The 17,590-nt window shown below is 57.2% G+C and carries 21 protein-coding genes, 1 tRNA gene and 1 riboswitch; of the genes, 10 read left to right on the top strand and 12 right to left on the bottom strand.

All coding sequences use genetic code 11. From position 1 onward, the window contains the following. Window positions 1–38 precede the first annotated feature (38 nt). The 3 genes from AC2FIT_RS20480 to AC2FIT_RS20470 all read right to left on the bottom strand — a co-directional run bounded on the left by AC2FIT_RS20480 (window position 39) and on the right by AC2FIT_RS20470 (window position 2,322). Entirely contained in the window at window positions 39–701 is a 663-nt protein-coding gene (locus tag AC2FIT_RS20480; RefSeq protein WP_496832000.1) for an HD domain-containing protein, read from the bottom strand. Continuing rightward, window positions 685–1,785 (bottom strand): chorismate synthase, encoded by a 1,101-nt coding sequence (gene aroC, locus AC2FIT_RS20475; RefSeq protein WP_496831999.1) that lies wholly within the window; start codon window positions 1,783–1,785, stop codon window positions 685–687. Before aroC ends, AC2FIT_RS20480 begins: the two co-directional genes overlap by 17 nt. Window positions 1,786–1,881: 96 nt before the next feature. Then, window positions 1,882–2,322 (bottom strand): 6,7-dimethyl-8-ribityllumazine synthase, encoded by a 441-nt coding sequence (locus AC2FIT_RS20470; protein WP_496831997.1) that lies wholly within the window; start codon window positions 2,320–2,322, stop codon window positions 1,882–1,884. Window positions 2,323–2,395: 73 nt separating this feature from the next. Then, window positions 2,396–2,546: riboswitch (FMN riboswitch) on the bottom strand. Between the two features lie 108 nt (window positions 2,547–2,654). Here AC2FIT_RS20470 and AC2FIT_RS20465 point away from each other — a divergent pair. The 5 genes from AC2FIT_RS20465 (at window position 2,655) to AC2FIT_RS20445 (ending at window position 6,943) form a co-directional block, all read left to right on the top strand. Beyond that, window positions 2,655–3,263, top strand: a complete 609-nt coding sequence (locus tag AC2FIT_RS20465; protein WP_496831995.1) for a glutathione S-transferase — start codon at window positions 2,655–2,657, stop codon at window positions 3,261–3,263. A gap of 377 nt (window positions 3,264–3,640) precedes the next feature. Next, complete coding sequence (gene petA / locus AC2FIT_RS20460) at window positions 3,641–4,225, top strand: ubiquinol-cytochrome c reductase iron-sulfur subunit (protein WP_496831993.1); 585 nt, start codon at window positions 3,641–3,643, stop codon at window positions 4,223–4,225. A 14-nt stretch (window positions 4,226–4,239) separates the two neighbouring features. Next, on the top strand, window positions 4,240–5,583 hold the full coding sequence (gene petB, locus AC2FIT_RS20455; protein ID WP_068339584.1) for a cytochrome b: 1,344 nt from the start codon (window positions 4,240–4,242) through the stop codon (window positions 5,581–5,583). Between the two features lie 17 nt (window positions 5,584–5,600). Beyond that, entirely contained in the window at window positions 5,601–6,386 is a 786-nt protein-coding gene (locus AC2FIT_RS20450) for a cytochrome c1 (protein WP_496831991.1), read from the top strand. Between the two features lie 143 nt (window positions 6,387–6,529). Beyond that, window positions 6,530–6,943: a nuclear transport factor 2 family protein gene (locus tag AC2FIT_RS20445; protein WP_496831989.1), complete on the top strand. Its 414-nt coding sequence runs from the start codon at window positions 6,530–6,532 to the stop codon at window positions 6,941–6,943. An 11-nt stretch (window positions 6,944–6,954) separates the two neighbouring features. Here the strand turns inward: AC2FIT_RS20445 and mtaB are convergent, their stop codons facing one another. Continuing rightward, window positions 6,955–8,211 (bottom strand): tRNA (N(6)-L-threonylcarbamoyladenosine(37)-C(2))-methylthiotransferase MtaB, encoded by a 1,257-nt coding sequence (mtaB, locus tag AC2FIT_RS20440; RefSeq protein ID WP_496831987.1) that lies wholly within the window; start codon window positions 8,209–8,211, stop codon window positions 6,955–6,957. Next, window positions 8,208–9,050, bottom strand: coding sequence for a diaminopimelate epimerase (gene dapF, locus AC2FIT_RS20435; protein ID WP_496831985.1), 843 nt, complete (start codon window positions 9,048–9,050; stop codon window positions 8,208–8,210). Before dapF ends, mtaB begins: the two co-directional genes overlap by 4 nt. Window positions 9,051–9,259: 209 nt before the next feature. On the opposite strand from dapF, the gene AC2FIT_RS20430 reads away from it, so the two are divergent. From AC2FIT_RS20430 to AC2FIT_RS20410, 5 genes are all read left to right on the top strand, one after another. After that, window positions 9,260–9,335: transfer RNA gene (locus tag AC2FIT_RS20430), tRNA-Lys, on the top strand. Between the two features lie 134 nt (window positions 9,336–9,469). Next, on the top strand, window positions 9,470–10,249 hold the full coding sequence (locus AC2FIT_RS20425; RefSeq protein ID WP_496831982.1) for a hypothetical protein: 780 nt from the start codon (window positions 9,470–9,472) through the stop codon (window positions 10,247–10,249). Continuing rightward, window positions 10,224–11,111, top strand: a complete 888-nt coding sequence (locus AC2FIT_RS20420) for a hypothetical protein (protein WP_496831981.1) — start codon at window positions 10,224–10,226, stop codon at window positions 11,109–11,111. The genes AC2FIT_RS20425 and AC2FIT_RS20420 overlap by 26 nt, the downstream gene beginning before the upstream one ends. A gap of 32 nt (window positions 11,112–11,143) precedes the next feature. Then, on the top strand, window positions 11,144–11,605 hold the full coding sequence (locus tag AC2FIT_RS20415) for a hypothetical protein (RefSeq protein ID WP_496831979.1): 462 nt from the start codon (window positions 11,144–11,146) through the stop codon (window positions 11,603–11,605). Beyond that, the gene (locus AC2FIT_RS20410) at window positions 11,589–12,323 is read left to right on the top strand and encodes a hypothetical protein (protein ID WP_496831977.1); all 735 of its coding nucleotides are present in this window, start codon (window positions 11,589–11,591) and stop codon (window positions 12,321–12,323) included. Before AC2FIT_RS20415 ends, AC2FIT_RS20410 begins: the two co-directional genes overlap by 17 nt. On the opposite strand, the gene AC2FIT_RS20405 is transcribed toward AC2FIT_RS20410, so the two are convergent. The 7 genes from AC2FIT_RS20405 to AC2FIT_RS20375 form a co-directional block, all read right to left on the bottom strand. Then, complete coding sequence (locus AC2FIT_RS20405; protein ID WP_496831975.1) at window positions 12,270–13,100, bottom strand: site-specific integrase; 831 nt, start codon at window positions 13,098–13,100, stop codon at window positions 12,270–12,272. The genes AC2FIT_RS20410 and AC2FIT_RS20405 overlap by 54 nt on opposite strands. After that, the gene (locus tag AC2FIT_RS20400) at window positions 13,078–13,614 is read right to left on the bottom strand and encodes a helix-turn-helix domain-containing protein (RefSeq protein WP_496831973.1); all 537 of its coding nucleotides are present in this window, start codon (window positions 13,612–13,614) and stop codon (window positions 13,078–13,080) included. The genes AC2FIT_RS20405 and AC2FIT_RS20400 overlap by 23 nt, the downstream gene beginning before the upstream one ends. Further along, the gene (locus AC2FIT_RS20395) at window positions 13,584–13,787 is read right to left on the bottom strand and encodes a helix-turn-helix domain-containing protein (RefSeq protein WP_058272705.1); all 204 of its coding nucleotides are present in this window, start codon (window positions 13,785–13,787) and stop codon (window positions 13,584–13,586) included. The genes AC2FIT_RS20400 and AC2FIT_RS20395 overlap by 31 nt, the downstream gene beginning before the upstream one ends. Window positions 13,788–14,336: 549 nt before the next feature. Further along, window positions 14,337–15,107 (bottom strand): SDR family NAD(P)-dependent oxidoreductase, encoded by a 771-nt coding sequence (locus AC2FIT_RS20390; protein WP_496831971.1) that lies wholly within the window; start codon window positions 15,105–15,107, stop codon window positions 14,337–14,339. A gap of 22 nt (window positions 15,108–15,129) precedes the next feature. Further along, the gene (locus AC2FIT_RS20385; protein WP_496831970.1) at window positions 15,130–15,888 is read right to left on the bottom strand and encodes an SDR family NAD(P)-dependent oxidoreductase; all 759 of its coding nucleotides are present in this window, start codon (window positions 15,886–15,888) and stop codon (window positions 15,130–15,132) included. A gap of 23 nt (window positions 15,889–15,911) precedes the next feature. Next, window positions 15,912–16,724: an ABC transporter permease gene (locus tag AC2FIT_RS20380; protein WP_496831968.1), complete on the bottom strand. Its 813-nt coding sequence runs from the start codon at window positions 16,722–16,724 to the stop codon at window positions 15,912–15,914. Window positions 16,725–16,735: 11 nt separating this feature from the next. Then, a complete protein-coding gene (locus tag AC2FIT_RS20375) occupies window positions 16,736–17,587 on the bottom strand; it encodes an ABC transporter permease (protein ID WP_496831967.1) in 852 nt (283 codons plus the stop codon). Window positions 17,588–17,590: the final 3 nt, after the last annotated feature.

Below are 17,590 nucleotides of genomic sequence, written 5' to 3'. Positions count from 1 at the left end.
GCTTTTACGCAGGAAAGATCAACGGCAAGTCAGCGGGTTCAGCGCGTGATCCAATCGGCGGGCAGTGCGGCGCCGATTTCCTCGGAAAACTCCTCTAAAAAGCGGATCATGCGTTGAACACGCCTCTGAGCGATTGCGCGGCCACCGTCTGTCAGCATGTCGCCGGGCAGCGCCAACAGCTTTACCTTCCAATGGTCCAGAGAGTAGGTCAGGTCATCCAGGCCGCGATTCGCAGCAAACGGATCGGCCGGGTCGTACAACGCCCGCCCCAGTGCGCCCGAGACGGAAAAGTTTCGCGCAATGCCAATCGCACCCAGCGCATCCAGCCTGTCCGCGTCGCGCAGGATACAGGCCTCAGGTGACAAAGGTGTGATATTCGCGGAAAAGCTATGCGCTTCGATTGCGTGCTGAATGGCGTGGATTTGATCCGCGCTATAGCCAAGTTTGCCTAATATCGGCTTTGACTCCACAGCCGAGCGCCGAGAGGCCAGTTGCCGCTGGGGGTCATCCTTGGGCAGGTTCACCAGATCGTGCAGATAGCTGGCCGCCAGCAAAACCGGCAGATTGGTCTGCGCGTCTGCAATGGCCTGAGCATTCACCCAAACCCTGTCCAAATGCGCCAGATCATGCGCTGGATCGGTCTCCATCCGCTGCGCAACTACAGCACGCAGGCGCGAACGCAGATCAGCCGATCCGTCCACGGTTCTCTCCGATCTGACCACGGTGCAGCAGCAGGTGATCCAGGATCACGCAGGCCATCATTGCTTCGCCAACCGGCACCGCACGGATGCCCACGCAAGGATCGTGGCGGCCCTTGGTGATGATTTCGGTTTCCTCGCCGGATTTCGTGATCGTCTTGCGGGTGGTCAGGATGGACGAGGTCGGTTTTACCGCGAACCGCACCACGATGTCCTGCCCGGTCGATATCCCGCCCAGAATACCGCCGGAGTGGTTCGAGCTGTATTGCGGGCCGTCCTGACCCATGAAAATCTCGTCTGCGTTGGCCTCACCCGTCAGTTCGGCGGCGGCCATGCCTTCGCCGATCTCAACACCTTTGACGGCGTTGATCGACATCATTGCAGCGGCCAGATCAGTGTCTAACTTGGCGTAAACGGGCGCTCCGATCCCAGCAGGTACACCGCGCGCGACGACTTCGATGACCGCGCCGACCGAGTTGCCGGATTTGCGCAGTTCGTCCAAATAGGTCGCCCAATCCGCGGCCGCCTGCGCATCAGGTGTCCAGAACGGGTTCTGTTCGATCTGGGACCAGTCGAAATTTGTCCGGTCGATCCTGTTTGGTCCGATTTGCGTCATATAGCCGGTGATTTGAACATTTGGCGCGATCTGTTTGATGGCCTCGCGTGCCAGCCCACCAGCCGCCACCCGCGACGCAGTCTCGCGGGCCGAACTGCGCCCGCCGCCGCGATAATCCCGGATGCCGTATTTCTGCCAATAGGTGATATCGGCATGGCCCGGTCGGAACTTGTCCATGATATCGCCGTAGTCTTTCGAGCGCTGATCGGTGTTCTCGATCATCAGCTGGATGGGTGTTCCGGTGGTCTGCCCCTCAAACACGCCGGACAGGATTTTCACCTGATCGGGCTCTCGCCGCTGCGTCGTGAATTTGTTTTGCCCCGGTTTGCGTTTATCCAGCCAGTGTTGGATCATGCTTTCTTCAATTTCCACACCCGGCGGGCAGCCGTCCACCGTGGCGCCCAAGGCGGGTCCGTGGCTTTCGCCCCAAGTGGTGACGCGGAAAAGATGTCCAAAACTGTTCATCGACATGGGGCATGCTCCTTTGCGCGTCGTGATTAGCGGGCAAGGCCCGCGGCCTCAAGGGGATTTGCGGTTGAGGCGTTACAGCCTCAACCTTTGGTCACGTCACGCGGCGACGGCTAATCCGGCGCGCGTCTTGGTGATTTGCAGCGCCGCCTGGGCCGCTTCGCGACCTTTTTGCACAAAGTGATCGCGGTAAATGGCGTTGTGGTGGTCGGTTTCCTGATACTGGTGCGGGGTCAAAGACACTGACAGCACCGGTATGCCTGTATCCAATCCGGCCCGCATCAGACCGTCAACCACGGCCTGCGCCACAAAATCGTGCCGGTAAATACCGCCGTCCACCACGAAGGCAGCGCAAGCAACAGCCGCGTAGCGCCCGGTTTGGGCCAGGTCGCGCGCCAGCAGGGGCATCTCGAACGCGCCGGGGACGTCAAACACATCGACGTGCCCGGCGGGGATGAGTTGCAGAAACCCATCGAGCGCGCGGTCGACAATATCAGAATGCCAGTTGGCTTTGACGAAGGCATAGCGGGTGTGTGTCATCATGATCTCCTTAGCAAAACAGACACTTCACCCAAGGCGATCACGAGCAGACACGCCGCATCCATGGCGCGTTGCGCGTTCTCTTTCATCCGGACTGTAACCGTCGGCTCTGGCCTCTCACCAGATCTGCTGACACCCCGAACAAGTCCGAGGCCGCTCGCGGGCTTACGGATCATCGCCCGCATACCGCCGGTGGGGAATTCCGCCCCGCCCTGAGAACGCGGCGACTTTGCCAAGGTACGCGTGTCTCTGCAAGAGGCGTGCAGCGCGAAAATGGCGGGTTTCGTTTCAGCCACCGTGCTGTAAGGTCGGCCCATCCAAGGAGAGCGCGAATGAAACTCTATCACAGCCAGACGTCACCTTATGTGCGCAAGGTCATGGTGTTGCTGCACGAAACCAACCAGTTGCAAGATGTTGAGCTGGAAACGGTTGCGGGAACGCCGCTCTCGCCTGCTGCGCCTCTGGAAGGTAAGAACCCGTTAACGAAAGTTCCAGCGTTGGAACGCCCGGACGGCCCAACCCTGTTTGACAGCCGCGTGATCTGCGCGTTCTTCGACGCACGTGCCGAAGCGGGGTTTTTTCCTGAAGGCGCGCGGCGTTGGGACGTTCTGACGCTTGAAGCATTGGCTGATGGCATCTTGGATGCTGCTTTGTTGATGACATACGAAGCCCGCTTGCGCCCTGAGGACAAGCAATGGGATGAGTGGGTCGAGGCGCAGTGGGTCAAGATTGAACGCGCCTGTGCTGCGCTGAACCAGCGCTGGATGGCGCATTTGTCAGGGTCGCTGGATATGGGTCAGATCGCTGTGGCTTGTGCGCTGGGCTATCTGGACCTGCGCCATGATGCACGTGGTTGGCGCGCCGGCAATGATGCGCTGGCGGCTTGGTATACCGCATTCAGCGAACGACCCAGCATGGTCGCCACCCGTCCGCCAAGTTAGGCAACAAGCCGAAAGATTTCGTATGGCGGCTAAATGTGGCGATGCGTGAAATCGCGCCGCCGCGCGGCAGGCTTTTCAAACCCAACACTCAGCCTTGGCGACAGGTTCCGATTCAGGCGCTTGTGGCAACGAATTATTTCACCGAATCACATTGGCCAAAATCCGGTTGAACCCCGGATTTTTGCCCATAAACCGGGCCAGGCATTGAAAATTTTGCCCTCGATACTGAAATGAATGCCCAGATGCGGCGTAGTGCGCGCCTATGACCGCTGGACGAACCGATTTCTCCCGGCTAGATACGCGGCTTGAGACACCGCATTCGTGCGGTGCGCGAGCTATATGCCCGTGCTCGGGCGCTACAAATCGGAGAGAACCTCGTGTCCCACGCAGAAGACAACGAAGGCACCCGCAGAGATTTCCTCTACTACGTCGCTGGCGGCGCAGGTGTCGTTGCCACGGGTGCAGCCGTATGGCCCCTGATCAACCAAATGAATCCCTCGGCAGACGTTCAGGCGCTGTCCTCGATCCGCGTGGATGTCAGCGGCGTCGAACAGGGTACGCAGCTGACGGTGAAATGGTTGGGGAAACCTGTATTCATTCGTCACCGCACCGAAGCCGAGATTCAGGCGGCGCAAGAGCAAGACGCCGACGGTGTAGAGGCGCTGCCTGACCCGCTGGCACGTAATGTGAACCTGCCCGCAGATGCACCCGCGACCGATGCGAACCGCGTAATGCCGTCGCCCGAAGGCGAAGCGCCTGGTGCGTGGCTGGTCCAGATGGGCGTCTGCACCCACCTTGGCTGCGTCCCACTTGGCGATGCCGGTGAATTTGGTGGCTGGTTCTGCCCCTGCCACGGATCGCACTACGATCTTGCTGGCCGGATCCGCAAAGGCCCCGCCCCTGAGAACCTGCCTGTTCCGCCTGCGGAATGGACTGACTCAACCACAATCAGACTCGGCTAAGGGAGACCCAACTCATGTCCGGAATTCCCCACGATCATTACGAGCCGAAGACAAACGGCGAAAAGTGGTTGCACAGCCGCTTGCCAATCGTCGGCCTTCTTTATGACACCCTGATGATTCCCACGCCCAAAAACCTGAACTGGATGTGGATCTGGGGCATCGTCCTAACATTCTGTCTGGCGTTGCAAATCATCACCGGTATCGTCCTGGTGATGCACTACACGCCGCATGTTGACCTGGCTTTTGCCAGCGTCGAACACATCATGCGAAACGTGAATGGCGGCTATATGATCCGCTATCTGCACCAAAACGGTGCGTCTCTGTTCTTTGTCGCAGTGTATATCCACATCTTCCGCGGCCTGTTCTACGGATCTTACAAAGCCCCGCGCGAGGTCACGTGGATTATCGGCATGCTGATCTACCTGATGATGATGGGCACCGCCTTCATGGGCTACGTACTGCCCTGGGGTCAGATGTCCTTCTGGGGTGCGACCGTGATCACCGGCCTGTTTGGCGCGATCCCCTTTGTTGGCGAGGCGATCCAGACTTGGCTGTTGGGCGGACCCGCCGTGGACAACGCGACGCTGAACCGCTTTTTCTCGCTGCACTACCTGCTGCCGTTCATCATTGCCGGACTGGTAATTGTGCATATTTGGGCCTTCCACACCACCGGCAATAACAACCCAACTGGTGTTGAAGTGCGTCGGACTTCCAAAGCCGAGGCCGAGAAGGACACATTGCCGTTTTGGCCGTACTTCGTGATCAAGGACCTGTTTGCGCTTGCCGTAATCCTGGTCGTGTTTTGGGCCATTGTCGGCTTTATGCCGAACTATCTGGGCCACCCGGACAACTATATTGAGGCCAATCCGCTGGTTACGCCCGCACATATCGTGCCCGAATGGTACTTCTTGCCGTTCTACGCCATCTTGCGTGCCTTCACATCCGAGGTTTGGGTTGTGCAGTTCGCCAGCTTCATCACCGGCGGCATCATCGACGCTAAGTTCTTTGGTGTTCTGGCGATGTTTGGTGCGATCCTGGCGATGGCTCTGGCACCCTGGCTGGACACATCGACCGTGCGTTCGGGCAAGTATCGTCCGATGTTCAAATGGTGGTTCTACCTGCTGGTCATCGACTTCTTTGCGCTGATGTGGCTGGGCGCCATGCCCGCGGAAGAACCTTATGCGACCTTCTCGCTCATCGCTTCGGCATACTGGTTCGCCTACTTCCTGGTGATCCTGCCGATCCTTGGCGTCATCGAGAAGCCGCTGCCGCAGCCCGAGACCATCGAAGAAGACTTCAACGCGCATTATGGCAAGGCTGATGCCGATGCCACACCCGCAGCGGCCCCGGCCGAATGACAAGAGGGACCGGAAACATGTTCAAGAAACTTGCAATCGGCGCCGCGTTTGCTCTGGCCTTTACTCCTGCTGCGTCCTTCGCGGCAGGGGCCGAAGACACCCATATCGAGGATTTCGATTTCTCCTTCGAAGGACCGTTCGGCACCTGGGATCAGAACCAGTTGCAGCGTGGCCTTCAGGTCTATACCGAGGTTTGCGCAGCCTGCCACGGCCTGAGATACGTTCCGCTACGCGACTTGGAAGCGTTGGGCTATTCGGAAGAAGAAGTCATTGCCTACTCGGCGGAAAACTTCGAAGTTTTCGACCCCGAGTTGGATGATTTCCGCCCTGCGATTCCGACGGATCACTTTCCGGCAAACGATGCGGTGGGCGCACCTGATCTAAGCCTGATGGCCAAGGCTCGCGCCGGTTTCCACGGTCCGTACGGACTGGGCATCAATCAGTTGCTTAAAGGCATGGGTGGTGCGGAATACATCGCCTCATTGCTGGATGGCTATACCGGTGAGGAAAAGGAAGAGGCAGGCACCATCCTGTACGAAAACAAAGCCTTCCCCGGTGGATGGATATCGATGGCGCCGCCGCTGGCTGAAGATCAGGTGGAATTCGCCGATGGTCATCCAGCCACCGTAGAAGCCATGTCCGAGGATATCGCTGCGTTCCTGATGTGGACAGCCGAGCCAAAGATGATGGAGCGTAAGTATTCGGGCTTTGTCGGCGTGATCTTTCTGTCGGTGCTGTCGGTGCTGCTGTATCTTGTAAACAAGCGCCTGTGGGCACCGCACAAAGGCAAAAAGATCAGCTGATCGGAAAGCCCGATAAATCCCAATTGGCCCGGTGCACAGCACCGGGCCTTTTTTGTTTCCCCGTTTCCCGGTGCTATACTTGCCCGGCCCTTTCGTATTTTGGGGCAAGCGCATTTCAGTTGTATTCATTGGGAGGATTGATCATGAGCACGCAAAGCAATGTTGAAACGATGCGGAAAGCCTTCACAGAATGGAATGACTGCAAGGCGTCGGATATCAGGATGTGGAAAAAATACACGACCACGGATCTGAGATTGCGCTCCTTGGGTCAGGGGCAAAACCGACTGGATTTCAGCCGCGCACGCGATGGTCAGACTCAGATGCTGGAATACCTTACAGAGCTGACAACAGCATTTGAGATGCAGCACTGGACGCTAAAAGACACCATCGCACAGGACGACCGCGTCGTTGGTATCGGTGTCTGCGCCTGGAGGCATAGAGGCACCCGTAAGACGATGGAAACGCCCATCGTGATTATATGCAGGTTCCACGATGGTCTGATCTGCGAGTATGATGAATTCTACGATACGGCTGCGGTATCCGCCGCCATGAGCTGAATAAGGCTGCTTCAGGCAATAAGCTGTGTTTTGGTTAAGCCCAGCACTTTGGCAGCCACGATTTGCCCCTCGTGCTGAGGCGATGCAAACGCCACTTCGGTGAACTGCTCAGTCCGGCCCATATGCGGGTTCTCCATCAGGATGTGATGGGTTTTCCCGATCTGAGCGGCCAGGTGTTTGGCAACCTGCGCCTCACCGGCTTTGCGCAGGCGGGCTGCCCGGTCCTTGATAGTCTTGCCGTTGATCTGCTGCGGGATGCGGGCGGCCGGGGTGCCTGCACGCTTAGAGTAGGGGAAGACATGCAACCAGGTCAGATTACATTCGCTGACCAGTTTTAGTGAATTCTCAAAATGCGCCTCTGACTCGGTCGGGAAGCCTGCGATGATATCGGCGCCAAAGGTCATCCCGGGGCGCAGCTTGCGCGCCTCTTCGGTGAAGCGGATGGCGTCGTCGCGCAAATGGCGGCGTTTCATCCGCTTGAGGATTAAGTCGTCACCATGCTGCAGTGACAGGTGTAAATGCGGCATCAGGCGCGGCTCGGTCGCGATGGCCTGCATCAGGTTCTCGTCCACTTCGATCGAGTCGATCGAGCTGATCCGCAGGCGCGGCAGGTCGGGTACAAGCCTGAGAATCCGCATTACCAGATCGCCCAGCTTGGGCTGCGCGGGCAGGTCAGCACCCCATGAGGTCAGGTCCACACCGGTCAGAACGACCTCGTTGTACCCCTTGTCCACCAACCGTTTGATTTGGTCCACCACCACGCCCGCAGGGACGCTGCGCGAGTTGCCACGGCCATAAGGGATGATACAGAAGGTGCAGCGGTGATCACATCCATTCTGGACCTGCACATAGGCCCGAGACCGCGTTCCAAACCCGTCAATCAGATGACCGGCAGTTTCAGTGACCGACATGATGTCATCGACCTGCACGGCCTCAGTCTCGCCAATGAAATCCGCAGCCATGCCTTTCCAGGTGTCAGGCTGCATCTTTTCGGTATTGCCGATGACGGCGTCGACCTCTGTCATCGCTGAAAACGTCTCAGGCTCGGTCTGTGCGGCACAGCCGGTCACGATCAGCCGGGCATCGGGGTTTTCGCGGCGCAGTTTGCGGATTTCTTGCCGGGCTTTCCGCACGGCCTCGGCGGTTACTGCGCAGGTGTTCACCACAACCGCGTTGGACAGACCCGCTTGCTGCGACAGCTCTTTCATCGCCTCAGTTTCATAGGCGTTCAGACGGCAGCCCAGAGTGGTGAATTTCGGAACACTCATCCCAGTGTCCTCAGAAACTCAGGCGTCAGCGTACCCGAGAAGACATGACAGGTGGGCCCGGTCATCCAAACGCCATCGTCGCGCCAGTCGACCCAGATGGTGCCGCCATCCAGATCAATCTGCACCTTGCGCCCGGTCAGACCACGCCGAGCGGCAGCAACAGCCGTCGCGCAGGACGATGACCCAGAGGCCAGCGTGATCCCGACGCCACGTTCCCATACGCGCATGCGGATGTGATCCGGCCCGATGATCTGCGCCACCTGAACATTAGTACGTTCGGGGTAAAGCGGGTGATGCTCATATCGCGACCCAAACTCAGCCAGGGGGATCGCCTCGGCGTCTTCCACAAAGAAAGTGCAGTGGGGGTTGCCCATACCAGTGGCAGTTGGCGCGCCTTCAATCGGCAGTTCCAGCGTGTCGGTCTCTTCAGCCAGGGGAATTTCGTGCCAGTCCAGTTGCGGCTGCCCCATGTTGACCGAGGTCAGACCATCCCCCGCATCGCGCGCATGAAGCGTGCCGCGCTCGGTGGTCAGGGTTAGTTCCGACCTGCCTGTTTCCTCCATCAGGAAGCGGGCGATACAGCGGGTCGCATTCCCGCAAGCGGCAGAGGTGGACCCGTCTGCATTGAAAAACACCAAATGCGCATCCGCAGCGCCGTTTTCGATTACGGCCAGCTGATCGAAGCCAACGCCAAAATGCCGGTGCCCGACCGCCTGAGCGATTGCGGGCGTGATCTCAACCGCTTGCGCACGCGCATCCACGAGAACAAAGTCGTTGCCCAGCCCGTGCATTTTCATGAATGGCAAACCAGAGGTGAATATTCCTTGCATGGCGCGCATATAACCTTGCGCCAGAAAGGAATCCACCCTGCGGTGAAGATTCCTGAAAAAAGGGGTTGACCCCCCCGCGCCACCTGCCTAATTAGGCCGCCTATCGGGACGCCGGATACACGCTGTGTAACGGCAAAACGATGCGCAAATTTAGGGCTTGAACCCAGTTGGCAAATTGTCCTAGTGAGCGCGCAAGATCGAAAGATCAAACATAGAGTGGGCCGTTAGCTCAGTTGGTAGAGCAACTGACTTTTAATCAGTGGGTCGCAGGTTCGAATCCTGCACGGCTCACCACTGTTTTCAAAGACTTACGAGGCGATCTCATGCCTAACACTCCCTTCGGGTAAGCGTAGGGTAAGCGTAGATGCCGATTTTTCCCTTTACATTCGCCCGAGGGTTGCATGACTCTGCAGACAAGGGAGGAACTGATGGGACACATCAGGCTTGGCACTTTGCCTCGGTCCAGGAAGTGGCGCGAGGTCGTTGATCTGATCGCAACCGATGCGTCAGTCGAAGAGATCGCCGAGGCCGCAGCGGATGCATCTGAGAGCGATCTCGCACGGGCGAGTCGTGACCCCAGGTTTCAGTTTGTAAGTGATCTCCTCGTGAGGCTGCCTTTGCTTGCAAGGGCTCCGGGCTTCGAAGACGCTTTGGCTGACTTGGGCATTGCGACGTCGGAACTCGGTTCAGTGACCGGCTTGCTGGCCGGTTTGGATCGTGCCGTTGATGGCAGGAGCTTCGATCTCCGAAGTTCCTCAGATGCAGGAGAATTGGCGAAGGCCGCGCTCTTGGAAAGCCTTTCCGTTCAGCTGCACGACCGGTTGCCATCCCTGTTTGAACCGACACCGCAAGAAATTCGCCAAGCACTCGCGAGTTTCGCCTCGGGCGATGCTTTTGCAAGACTCGCGCGGGATTTCTTTGCCCGGCTGACATACCGCTCTCTAGACTACTATCTGAGCCGGGAACTCGCCAATCACACTGGCGAGGATCGACGCTTTTCCACCGATGCACAGCGAGTGGCATTTCAACAAGCCCTCGCCCAGCACACATTTGAAGTGTCTAGAATTGTCGAAGAATATGCGGGCGGCTGGTATGGCAAAACCGTCTGGCAGAAGCAGGCGCTTGATCGCGGTGCAATAGACAAGTTCACAGCTTACGCGTTCAAAAAGATGCGCTCGGAGTTTGGGCGCCGTCGCGCCGTTGCCTGAAGTTGAAGTCAGATGGTTGCCGCCCCTGACAAAAAGCGGCGGTGATGAAGTCCTGCGTCTCGACATTGCTGGCCGCGAAGTCGCAATGACGCTACGGATTGGACAATTGAACCGTCAATTGGTCGAGGGATTGCAGGATCGTGCGCTCGATTTGCTGGAGATTGCCGCGCTTGTCTATTGTGCGGACGCGGCAGTCAGCCGTGGTGGCCTGGCGGATCAGAAGATGGGTGAGAAGTGGCACAGACGGTTCGTAGCCACCATGCCGGTACGCGATCTGGATTTCTGGCAACGTGAGAGCGTAATACAGGTTCTGGAAGAAACGTTGATGTTTCTATCCGGCGACCGCTTTGAATTTTCTTTTTCGACCAAAGACGAACCGGATGCAGAGCGATCGCGCTTCTTCAAATTCGGCCGAAATAGTTCATGGAAGCCCCACCGTGTCTTGATGTTTTCCGGCGGGCTCGATTCCTTTGCGGGCGCTGTGGAAGAAATCGTGGAACAGAAGCATCGGGTTGCTTTGGTCAGTCATGCCTCGTCCACGAAAATAGCGCCGGTCCAGAAACGGCTGATCTCAGCGTTGAGCAAACGGTACGGACCGGAAAAGTGCCGTCACATTCCCATGACCGCCCGGTTGAAGGGCCGATCGACTGCGGAAAGAACGCATCGCACACGCTCATTCTTGTTCGCGGTACTTGGGTCGATCACTGCAACGGCGTTCAAGCTCGGCCGGGTATCATTCCATGAGAATGGAATTGTATATCTCAATCTTATACCAGAAAATAAACATGATGGCGAAATCTCGCCGACAACTACATCTAGTAGTAGTAAGGTAGAAATGTCGCATTTGTTGAGGTCACTATAAGCAGTTCAAAGATTCGGATCAAGGGTGGGTCCATGGAACTTGAGTATGAAGGCGACCCGTCGTTTTTAACCGGCGGGATCGAAGACTTGCTCACTACCATGGGCGAACTTGCCGGGCGCGTACCGGATGAACCCGTTGATGAAAGCCCGACACCAAGTATGGCTGCTGAACCGGCATCGGAAAACAACGGCGTTGATGCATCGACCAATACCATAGCCGCTCATCTTAAAGCCAAAACGGGCTCGGATTTGGTCATGTGTGCGGTGGCGCAACTCGAACTTGTGCAGAAGAAAGCAGGCGTGAACCGTTCTGAAATTCTCGATGAAATGAAAGGCGCTTCGTCATACTACAATAAGAGCATGGGCGGCAACCTCAGCAAAAGCCTTGCAACCCTGACCAAGGCGAAACGCCTTAACCATCTTTCTGGAGATCGCTACGCGCTGAGCGCCTCGGAACGGCAAAGCATTGAGGCCAAGGTTGCTGAAATCGGATGAACTGAAAGACTGGCTCCACCGAGACCTTTCTCGTTTGGACAAGCTGTTGCTGGTCCTCGCGTCGTCAGATGATCCGCTGTCCGTGTCTCATATCAAGGACCGAGCCGCCTCGGCAGGTTTCCGAGAACCAAAGAATCGAAACTGGAATATCTCTCACACTCTCGGTGGCAGCAAAGGCCGCGCGATCCGCACCTCTGATGGTTGGGAACTGACAGACGCGGGAAAGCTACATCTCCGCAATCTTGGCGTCGCAAAGGTTAGTTCTGCCGCGATGCAGGTCGCCGTTGACCTTCGCGCGCATCTGGACGGTGTGACCGATCCCGACACTCGGAACTTCGTTGAAGAAGCAATCAGGTGCCATGAGGCAGAGCTATATCGCTCAGCAATCGTCATGTCATGGCTTGGCGCCGTTGACGTGTTGCACAAGCACGTCCATGCCCATCACCTCGCCTCGTTCAACGCGGAAGCGACGCGCATCATAGGCAAGAAGTGGAGAGCTGCGAAGTCGACCGACGACATTGGCAAGATGGGAGAGAGCGATTTCTTGGACCGGCTCGAAGGCTTGTCGATCATCGGCAAAAACGCAAAGGCACAACTGAAAGCGGCGCTCGATCTCCGCAATGGCTGCGGGCGCCCAAATTCACTGAAAGTCAGCGCGAACAAGTCAGCGGCACATATCGAGACATTGTTGCAAAACGTGTTTCAGAAATTCACTTGAGCAGCGTGTCGCTGTCGCTTTTTGTATTTCGATAGGCAGCCTCCTGCGTTCGCGAAATCGGTTCATTAGTTCCAGAGGATTCGTGTTCGGGAAAAGATGGTCTTGACGAAGTTCCATTACCAAGTCTCGCAGAATCCTTTCGACATCATCACTGAGGGGAAAGAAGCTGGTCGTAAATGACTTTCCGAACTTGGTATCTACGGAGCGCCCGTCAAACTGTACACATTTATTGGAAAGGTCGACATGCCGTATTTGCACGGTGATGGCCGCGCCCTCACGTGAGCCACTCAGGAAAAGGAAGGCGATCAGCGCGCGGTCGCGGCGCCGGATCACAGTATCTACAGGCATGACCGACAACAGGTGTTTTACCTGTTCGGGAGACGGATGGGGCTTCCAAAGATTTGCGCGTCGAGCTTGTTCCGATTTGTGATCCGGCGTGAGATAGGCAATGTCTGCGCGCGAGATCCTGGACTTGTACCCCGGTTGGTCCGCCATCCAGTCAAAAAGCTTCATGACATCGCGCAACACTCCGTTGATCGTAGCTGCTGACAGTGGCGCGCCCGTTCGTTCATTGCGCAGACCTTGCAGATGGCGTTTGAACGCGCGCGCCCTTTCTGAATGGAACGCCCTGTAGTCCTTACCTTTGAGCCATTTATCATAGATGGCAATCGATGCTGCGGCTTTGTCGATCGAAGATTGCGACAGCCCCTTTGCGTCCTTCAGCCAGACAAGGTGTTTGCGCTTGATGCGCAGGTTATCCGAGGTGTGTTTTGGCATGGGTCTCGGGCTCCTCTTTCAAGGTCACTTTTGAATGGGGTTCGGTACAGGACACTAATCTTGGGGAGGCTTGTTGAAGTGTGACCTCCAGTTTGGCCTGAATGGCTTCCAGATCTGAACGGCGAATGATCTTGTTCATGACCGCACCACACGTCGGACAGAGGGCTGTTAGGCGGCCGCTGGAAGCTGTTTCCTGAACATAGTCAGCGATCTTGCCGTCGGGTTCGCGCGGACCTCTGCAGCTGAGGCAGTAGCAGTGATGCAATGCCAACTTGCACCGCGCCTTGCGTTGTCTTTGTCCGAGGAAGTCCTTGAGCACATGTCCTTCGATCAACCAAGGCTTGCTGCTGGTATCAGCCGCAAGTCCGTTGTTCCCAATCCAGCGAATGACGGTCTGGCGATGACAGCCCAAAACGTCCGCCACCTCCCAGACTGTGTAGACAAGGTGCGATTTGACTTTGTGTGAGGGGAAGGACTTTGCCATTACACACCCTCCCCGGAAATCGGTCCGCATGTATTCTGGCAGACCTGCGCCTCCTCAAAGGCTTCGATCACGCCTTCATCGTATAAAACGCGCGCGCCGATCTTCAAAAACCTGGGGCCCTTTCCGAGCCAGCGCCACTGCTCCAGCGTCCGCGGCGACATGTGCCACCGCTCCGCCAGCTGATCTTGTGTCAACTTGGGCATATCAACCTCAATTGCTCACTGCGGCACGAGTAAGTTCGGTCCGCTTCTGTTGAACAAAGTGAGGATTCGGATCTCTAAAATCTGTGGCCGCCGCCAATAAAGGCGTGACACATGCCAGGGTTAAATAATTGATATTATGTGACTTGAATCAGAAAGGTGTGACCCATCCGCAAAATGCGTGACCTTGCCATCCAAATCGCAGGGAGTCAGCGGCTGCAAATGACCCGAAAGCTGACGTTAATCAAAAATGCTTGGAAGACGGCTTCGAGCCCAAAGTGACAATTGCGGCAAACGTCATAAACGGCAATGAAGGGCGGTTACCGGTCATTATCTGCATATGCGAACAGGCCAAGTGGCTTCAGTGAAAGCCGACATTCAATTGACCTTGAACCCGGGAATTCATCTGCATTGCAGTGAGGCCGCTTAGAGGCCGGAGGCGATCAAATCAGAAACGCAAGTTGCTATAGCAAGATATGACTAAGACCGCAGTTACTAGGTGCTGTCGAAGTGGAGTTTCTTTAACCTCACAGGCCTTAGAGATGCGCTTCTTTAGCCGCGCGTGTACCAACCGTTATCAACGTAGAGCGCCGTCCCGTTCACGAAACTCGCTTCGTCCGATGAAAGGAACAGGACGGCGTTCGCGACCTCTTCGGGTTCGCAAATGCGCCCCTGGGTCGCGGCAAGATCGCCGTCTTCCCAGTGCTGCCCCTGCGCATCCAGTTCGGCGATCTCTCGCAGCCCATGCGCGGTCTTCACGAAACCCGGACAGACAGCGTTGCACCGAATGCCCCGCTCGCGATACTCAACGGCGATGGCGCGCGAGAGTTGTAACACAGCGCCTTTCGTCATGCAGTAGAGCGACTCGAGAGCATACCCCAATTCAGAGGCGATCGAGGCGGTTATCACAACGGATCCCCCACCGTTGGCGGCCATTTCCGGTAAGGCGCGCCGGCAGACCAAAAACGCGGACCGGACATTGATATCCATCAGGCGATCATAATCATCTTCGGTGGACTCGTGGAGTGGTTTCACGATGATCGTGCCAGCGTGATTGAAGAGCACATTGTAGGAGCCGATCTCTGTCTTGATTGCGTCAAAGGCGCGGTCGACGTCCGCAGATCTGGCGACATCGGCCTGATAGAACCAGGCCTCTCCGCCGGCGTCGTGGATCATCTTGACGGTTTCACGGCCCGCCTCTTCCTGAATGTCGATGATGGCAACACGCGCGCCCTCCTTGGCGAACAGAAGAGACGTGACGCGCCCCATGCCTGCGGCTCCACCCGATATCACCGCCGTCTTTCCAACCAGTCTTCCGGTCATTTTCGTCTCCCTTACTGCGTACTCAGATGCATTCGCCACCATCGACCACAAAGGCGTGACCAGTCATGAATGACGATTTGTCCGACGCCAAGAATACGATGGCATCCGCGATTTCGTCGACAGTACCGAAGCGGCCCATCGGGATAGCATCGCGGATGTATTCCTCCAGCTTGTCGCGTCCTCCCATCTGGACTTCGAAACCGAGGTTGAAGGGCGTGTCGATAAACCCGGGACAGAGCGCATTGAATCGTATGTTTTCCTTTGCGTAATCGGCGGCCATCTGGCGCGTCATCGCGAGAACCGCGTGCTTTGTCGTGGCATAGGCAATCATCTCGCGGTCGTACTGAACGCCGGAATTCGAAGATGTGATGATGATGCTTCCCTTGCCCTGGCGACGCATCGGCGCTAGCGCCGCTTGGGCGGCAACGAAATGGGAGCGGACATTGAGCCTCCACGACAGGTCCATGTCCGCGACCGCCACCTGTTCCAGCTTGCCTTCGATCTGCACGCCCGCGTGGGAATGAAGGATATCCAGCCGTCCCTCGACCCGCGCCAAATCGGCAATCGCCGAGACGAGTTCAGCATCATTGGTGACATCAACCTCGAGCGCCTTGGCCTTGTTTCCCGCGTTTGTGATGCGCAACGCAACCTCTGCGGCGGCTGCGCCATCCTTGTCGGTAACAGCGACAAAAGCGCCTGCACGTGCCAACGCCTCAGCTCCTGCAGCGCCAATTCCCGAACCCGCACCTGTTACGAAAGCAACGCGATCCTTAAGCAGCATTCAAACCTCCCAATATTTGGCACTTAGCGCTTGTCACTGCGCCGGAGAATGAGTTGTGCGATCACCAAAAGGACAAGGGATGCGAGCATCACCATGGTTCCGATGGCATTCACCTCAGGCGTCACGCCACGCCGGATCGAGGAAAAGATGTAGATGGGTAGCGTCGTCTCAGAACCGGCCACGAAAAAAGCAATAATGAAGTCATCGAAGCTGAAGGTGAAGCTCAGCAGAAACCCGGCCAGGATCGCCGGTGCGATCAGCGGAAGCGTAATCAGCCGAAACGTCCGCAAGGGTGGTGCATAGAGGTCGGCAGAGGCTTCAGACAACGCGCCCTCGAGTCCCTGCAGCCGGGCGCGCACAATCAGGACGACCAGCGCCAGTGTGAACATGGTATGGGCGGCAATGAGCGAGGGCATGCCCATCGACAGGGCCGGCGGCTCGCGGCCTTCCGGCCAGACGCTGGCCAGCCATGGGTTGACCACATCGAAAACCGTCACCAGAGCTATGAGCGTCGCAATCCCGATCACGATGCCCGGGATCATCACCGCAATGTATATGATCGCGTCGAAGAATGCGCGTGCGGGTCCTTTGATTCCTTGCAGACCGACGGCCGCCAGTGTGCCCAGAATGCTGGCTAGTGTTGCGGACACGAAGGCCACAATGAGGCTATTACCAAGCGCGTCCATCACGAACGGATTGTTGAGGGCCCGTCCATACCACTTGAGGGAAAACCCTTCGAACTGACTGGCACTGCGGCCGGCGCTGAAACTGAAGAGCGCAATGATGGCGATCGGTGTGTAGAGGAACACGTAGACGAAAAGGGAGTAGACGCGCATCGATCAGGGCCTCACATGATTGACACGTCTTCACGCGTGGCGCTCAGGCGGGCGATAAGACGCATGTAGACCGTGACCGTCACCAGCATGACGAGAATGAGCATGACCGCCACTGCGGAGCCAAAGGCCCAGTTCCTAGATTGCAGGAAGAGATCGACCAGCGCGTTGCCGACGAAGAAGACCTTGCCTCCGCCAAGCAGCGCGGGGATCAGGAACTCGCCCATCAGCAGAATAAAAACCAACATACACCCGGTTGCGATGCCCGAGATTGACATCGGCAGCGTGACCCTGAGAAAGGTCGTGAGCGGCCTCGCCCCAAGATCGGACGAGGCTTCCAAAAGCCGTTTGTCAAGACGGTCCAGCGCCACATAGATCGGAAAGACCATCAGCGGCAGGTAACCGTAGACGATGCCGACCGTGACCGCGAAGGGCGTGTAGATCAGCCGCATCCCTTCGATCCCGAAGACTTCCAATAGCGCGGGCAGTCCCTGTCCGCCCAAAATGAAAATCCATGCATAGCTGCGGATAAGGATCGAGGTCCAGAACGGAACAATCACCAAAACAAGCAGGATTGTCTTCCATCTGGGATCTGTTCGCACTGCAAGCTGATAGGCCAGCGGATAGGCGATGATCAGCGCGGCGAGAGTTCCCAATGGAGCGAGTGTAAGGGTGTTCTTGAACGCGGTAAGGCGCGCCGGCAGGTTCGCATATTGCTCGAACGTGAAAGCGGGCACCCATCCACCGGCAGGCGCCCGCTCTCCAAAGCTGAAGATCAGCACAACAGAGAGCGGCAGCACGAGCATCACCAGCAGCCAGGCACCCGCAGGTGCGACCAGAAGCCAGTTTCTCTCGCGCTCCGTCATCCC

The organism is Ruegeria sp. YTSA135, from assembly GCF_059610165.1.
Note: the sequence above shows the minus strand (reverse complement) of the source record. Positions and strands in the feature narration are given on the sequence as shown.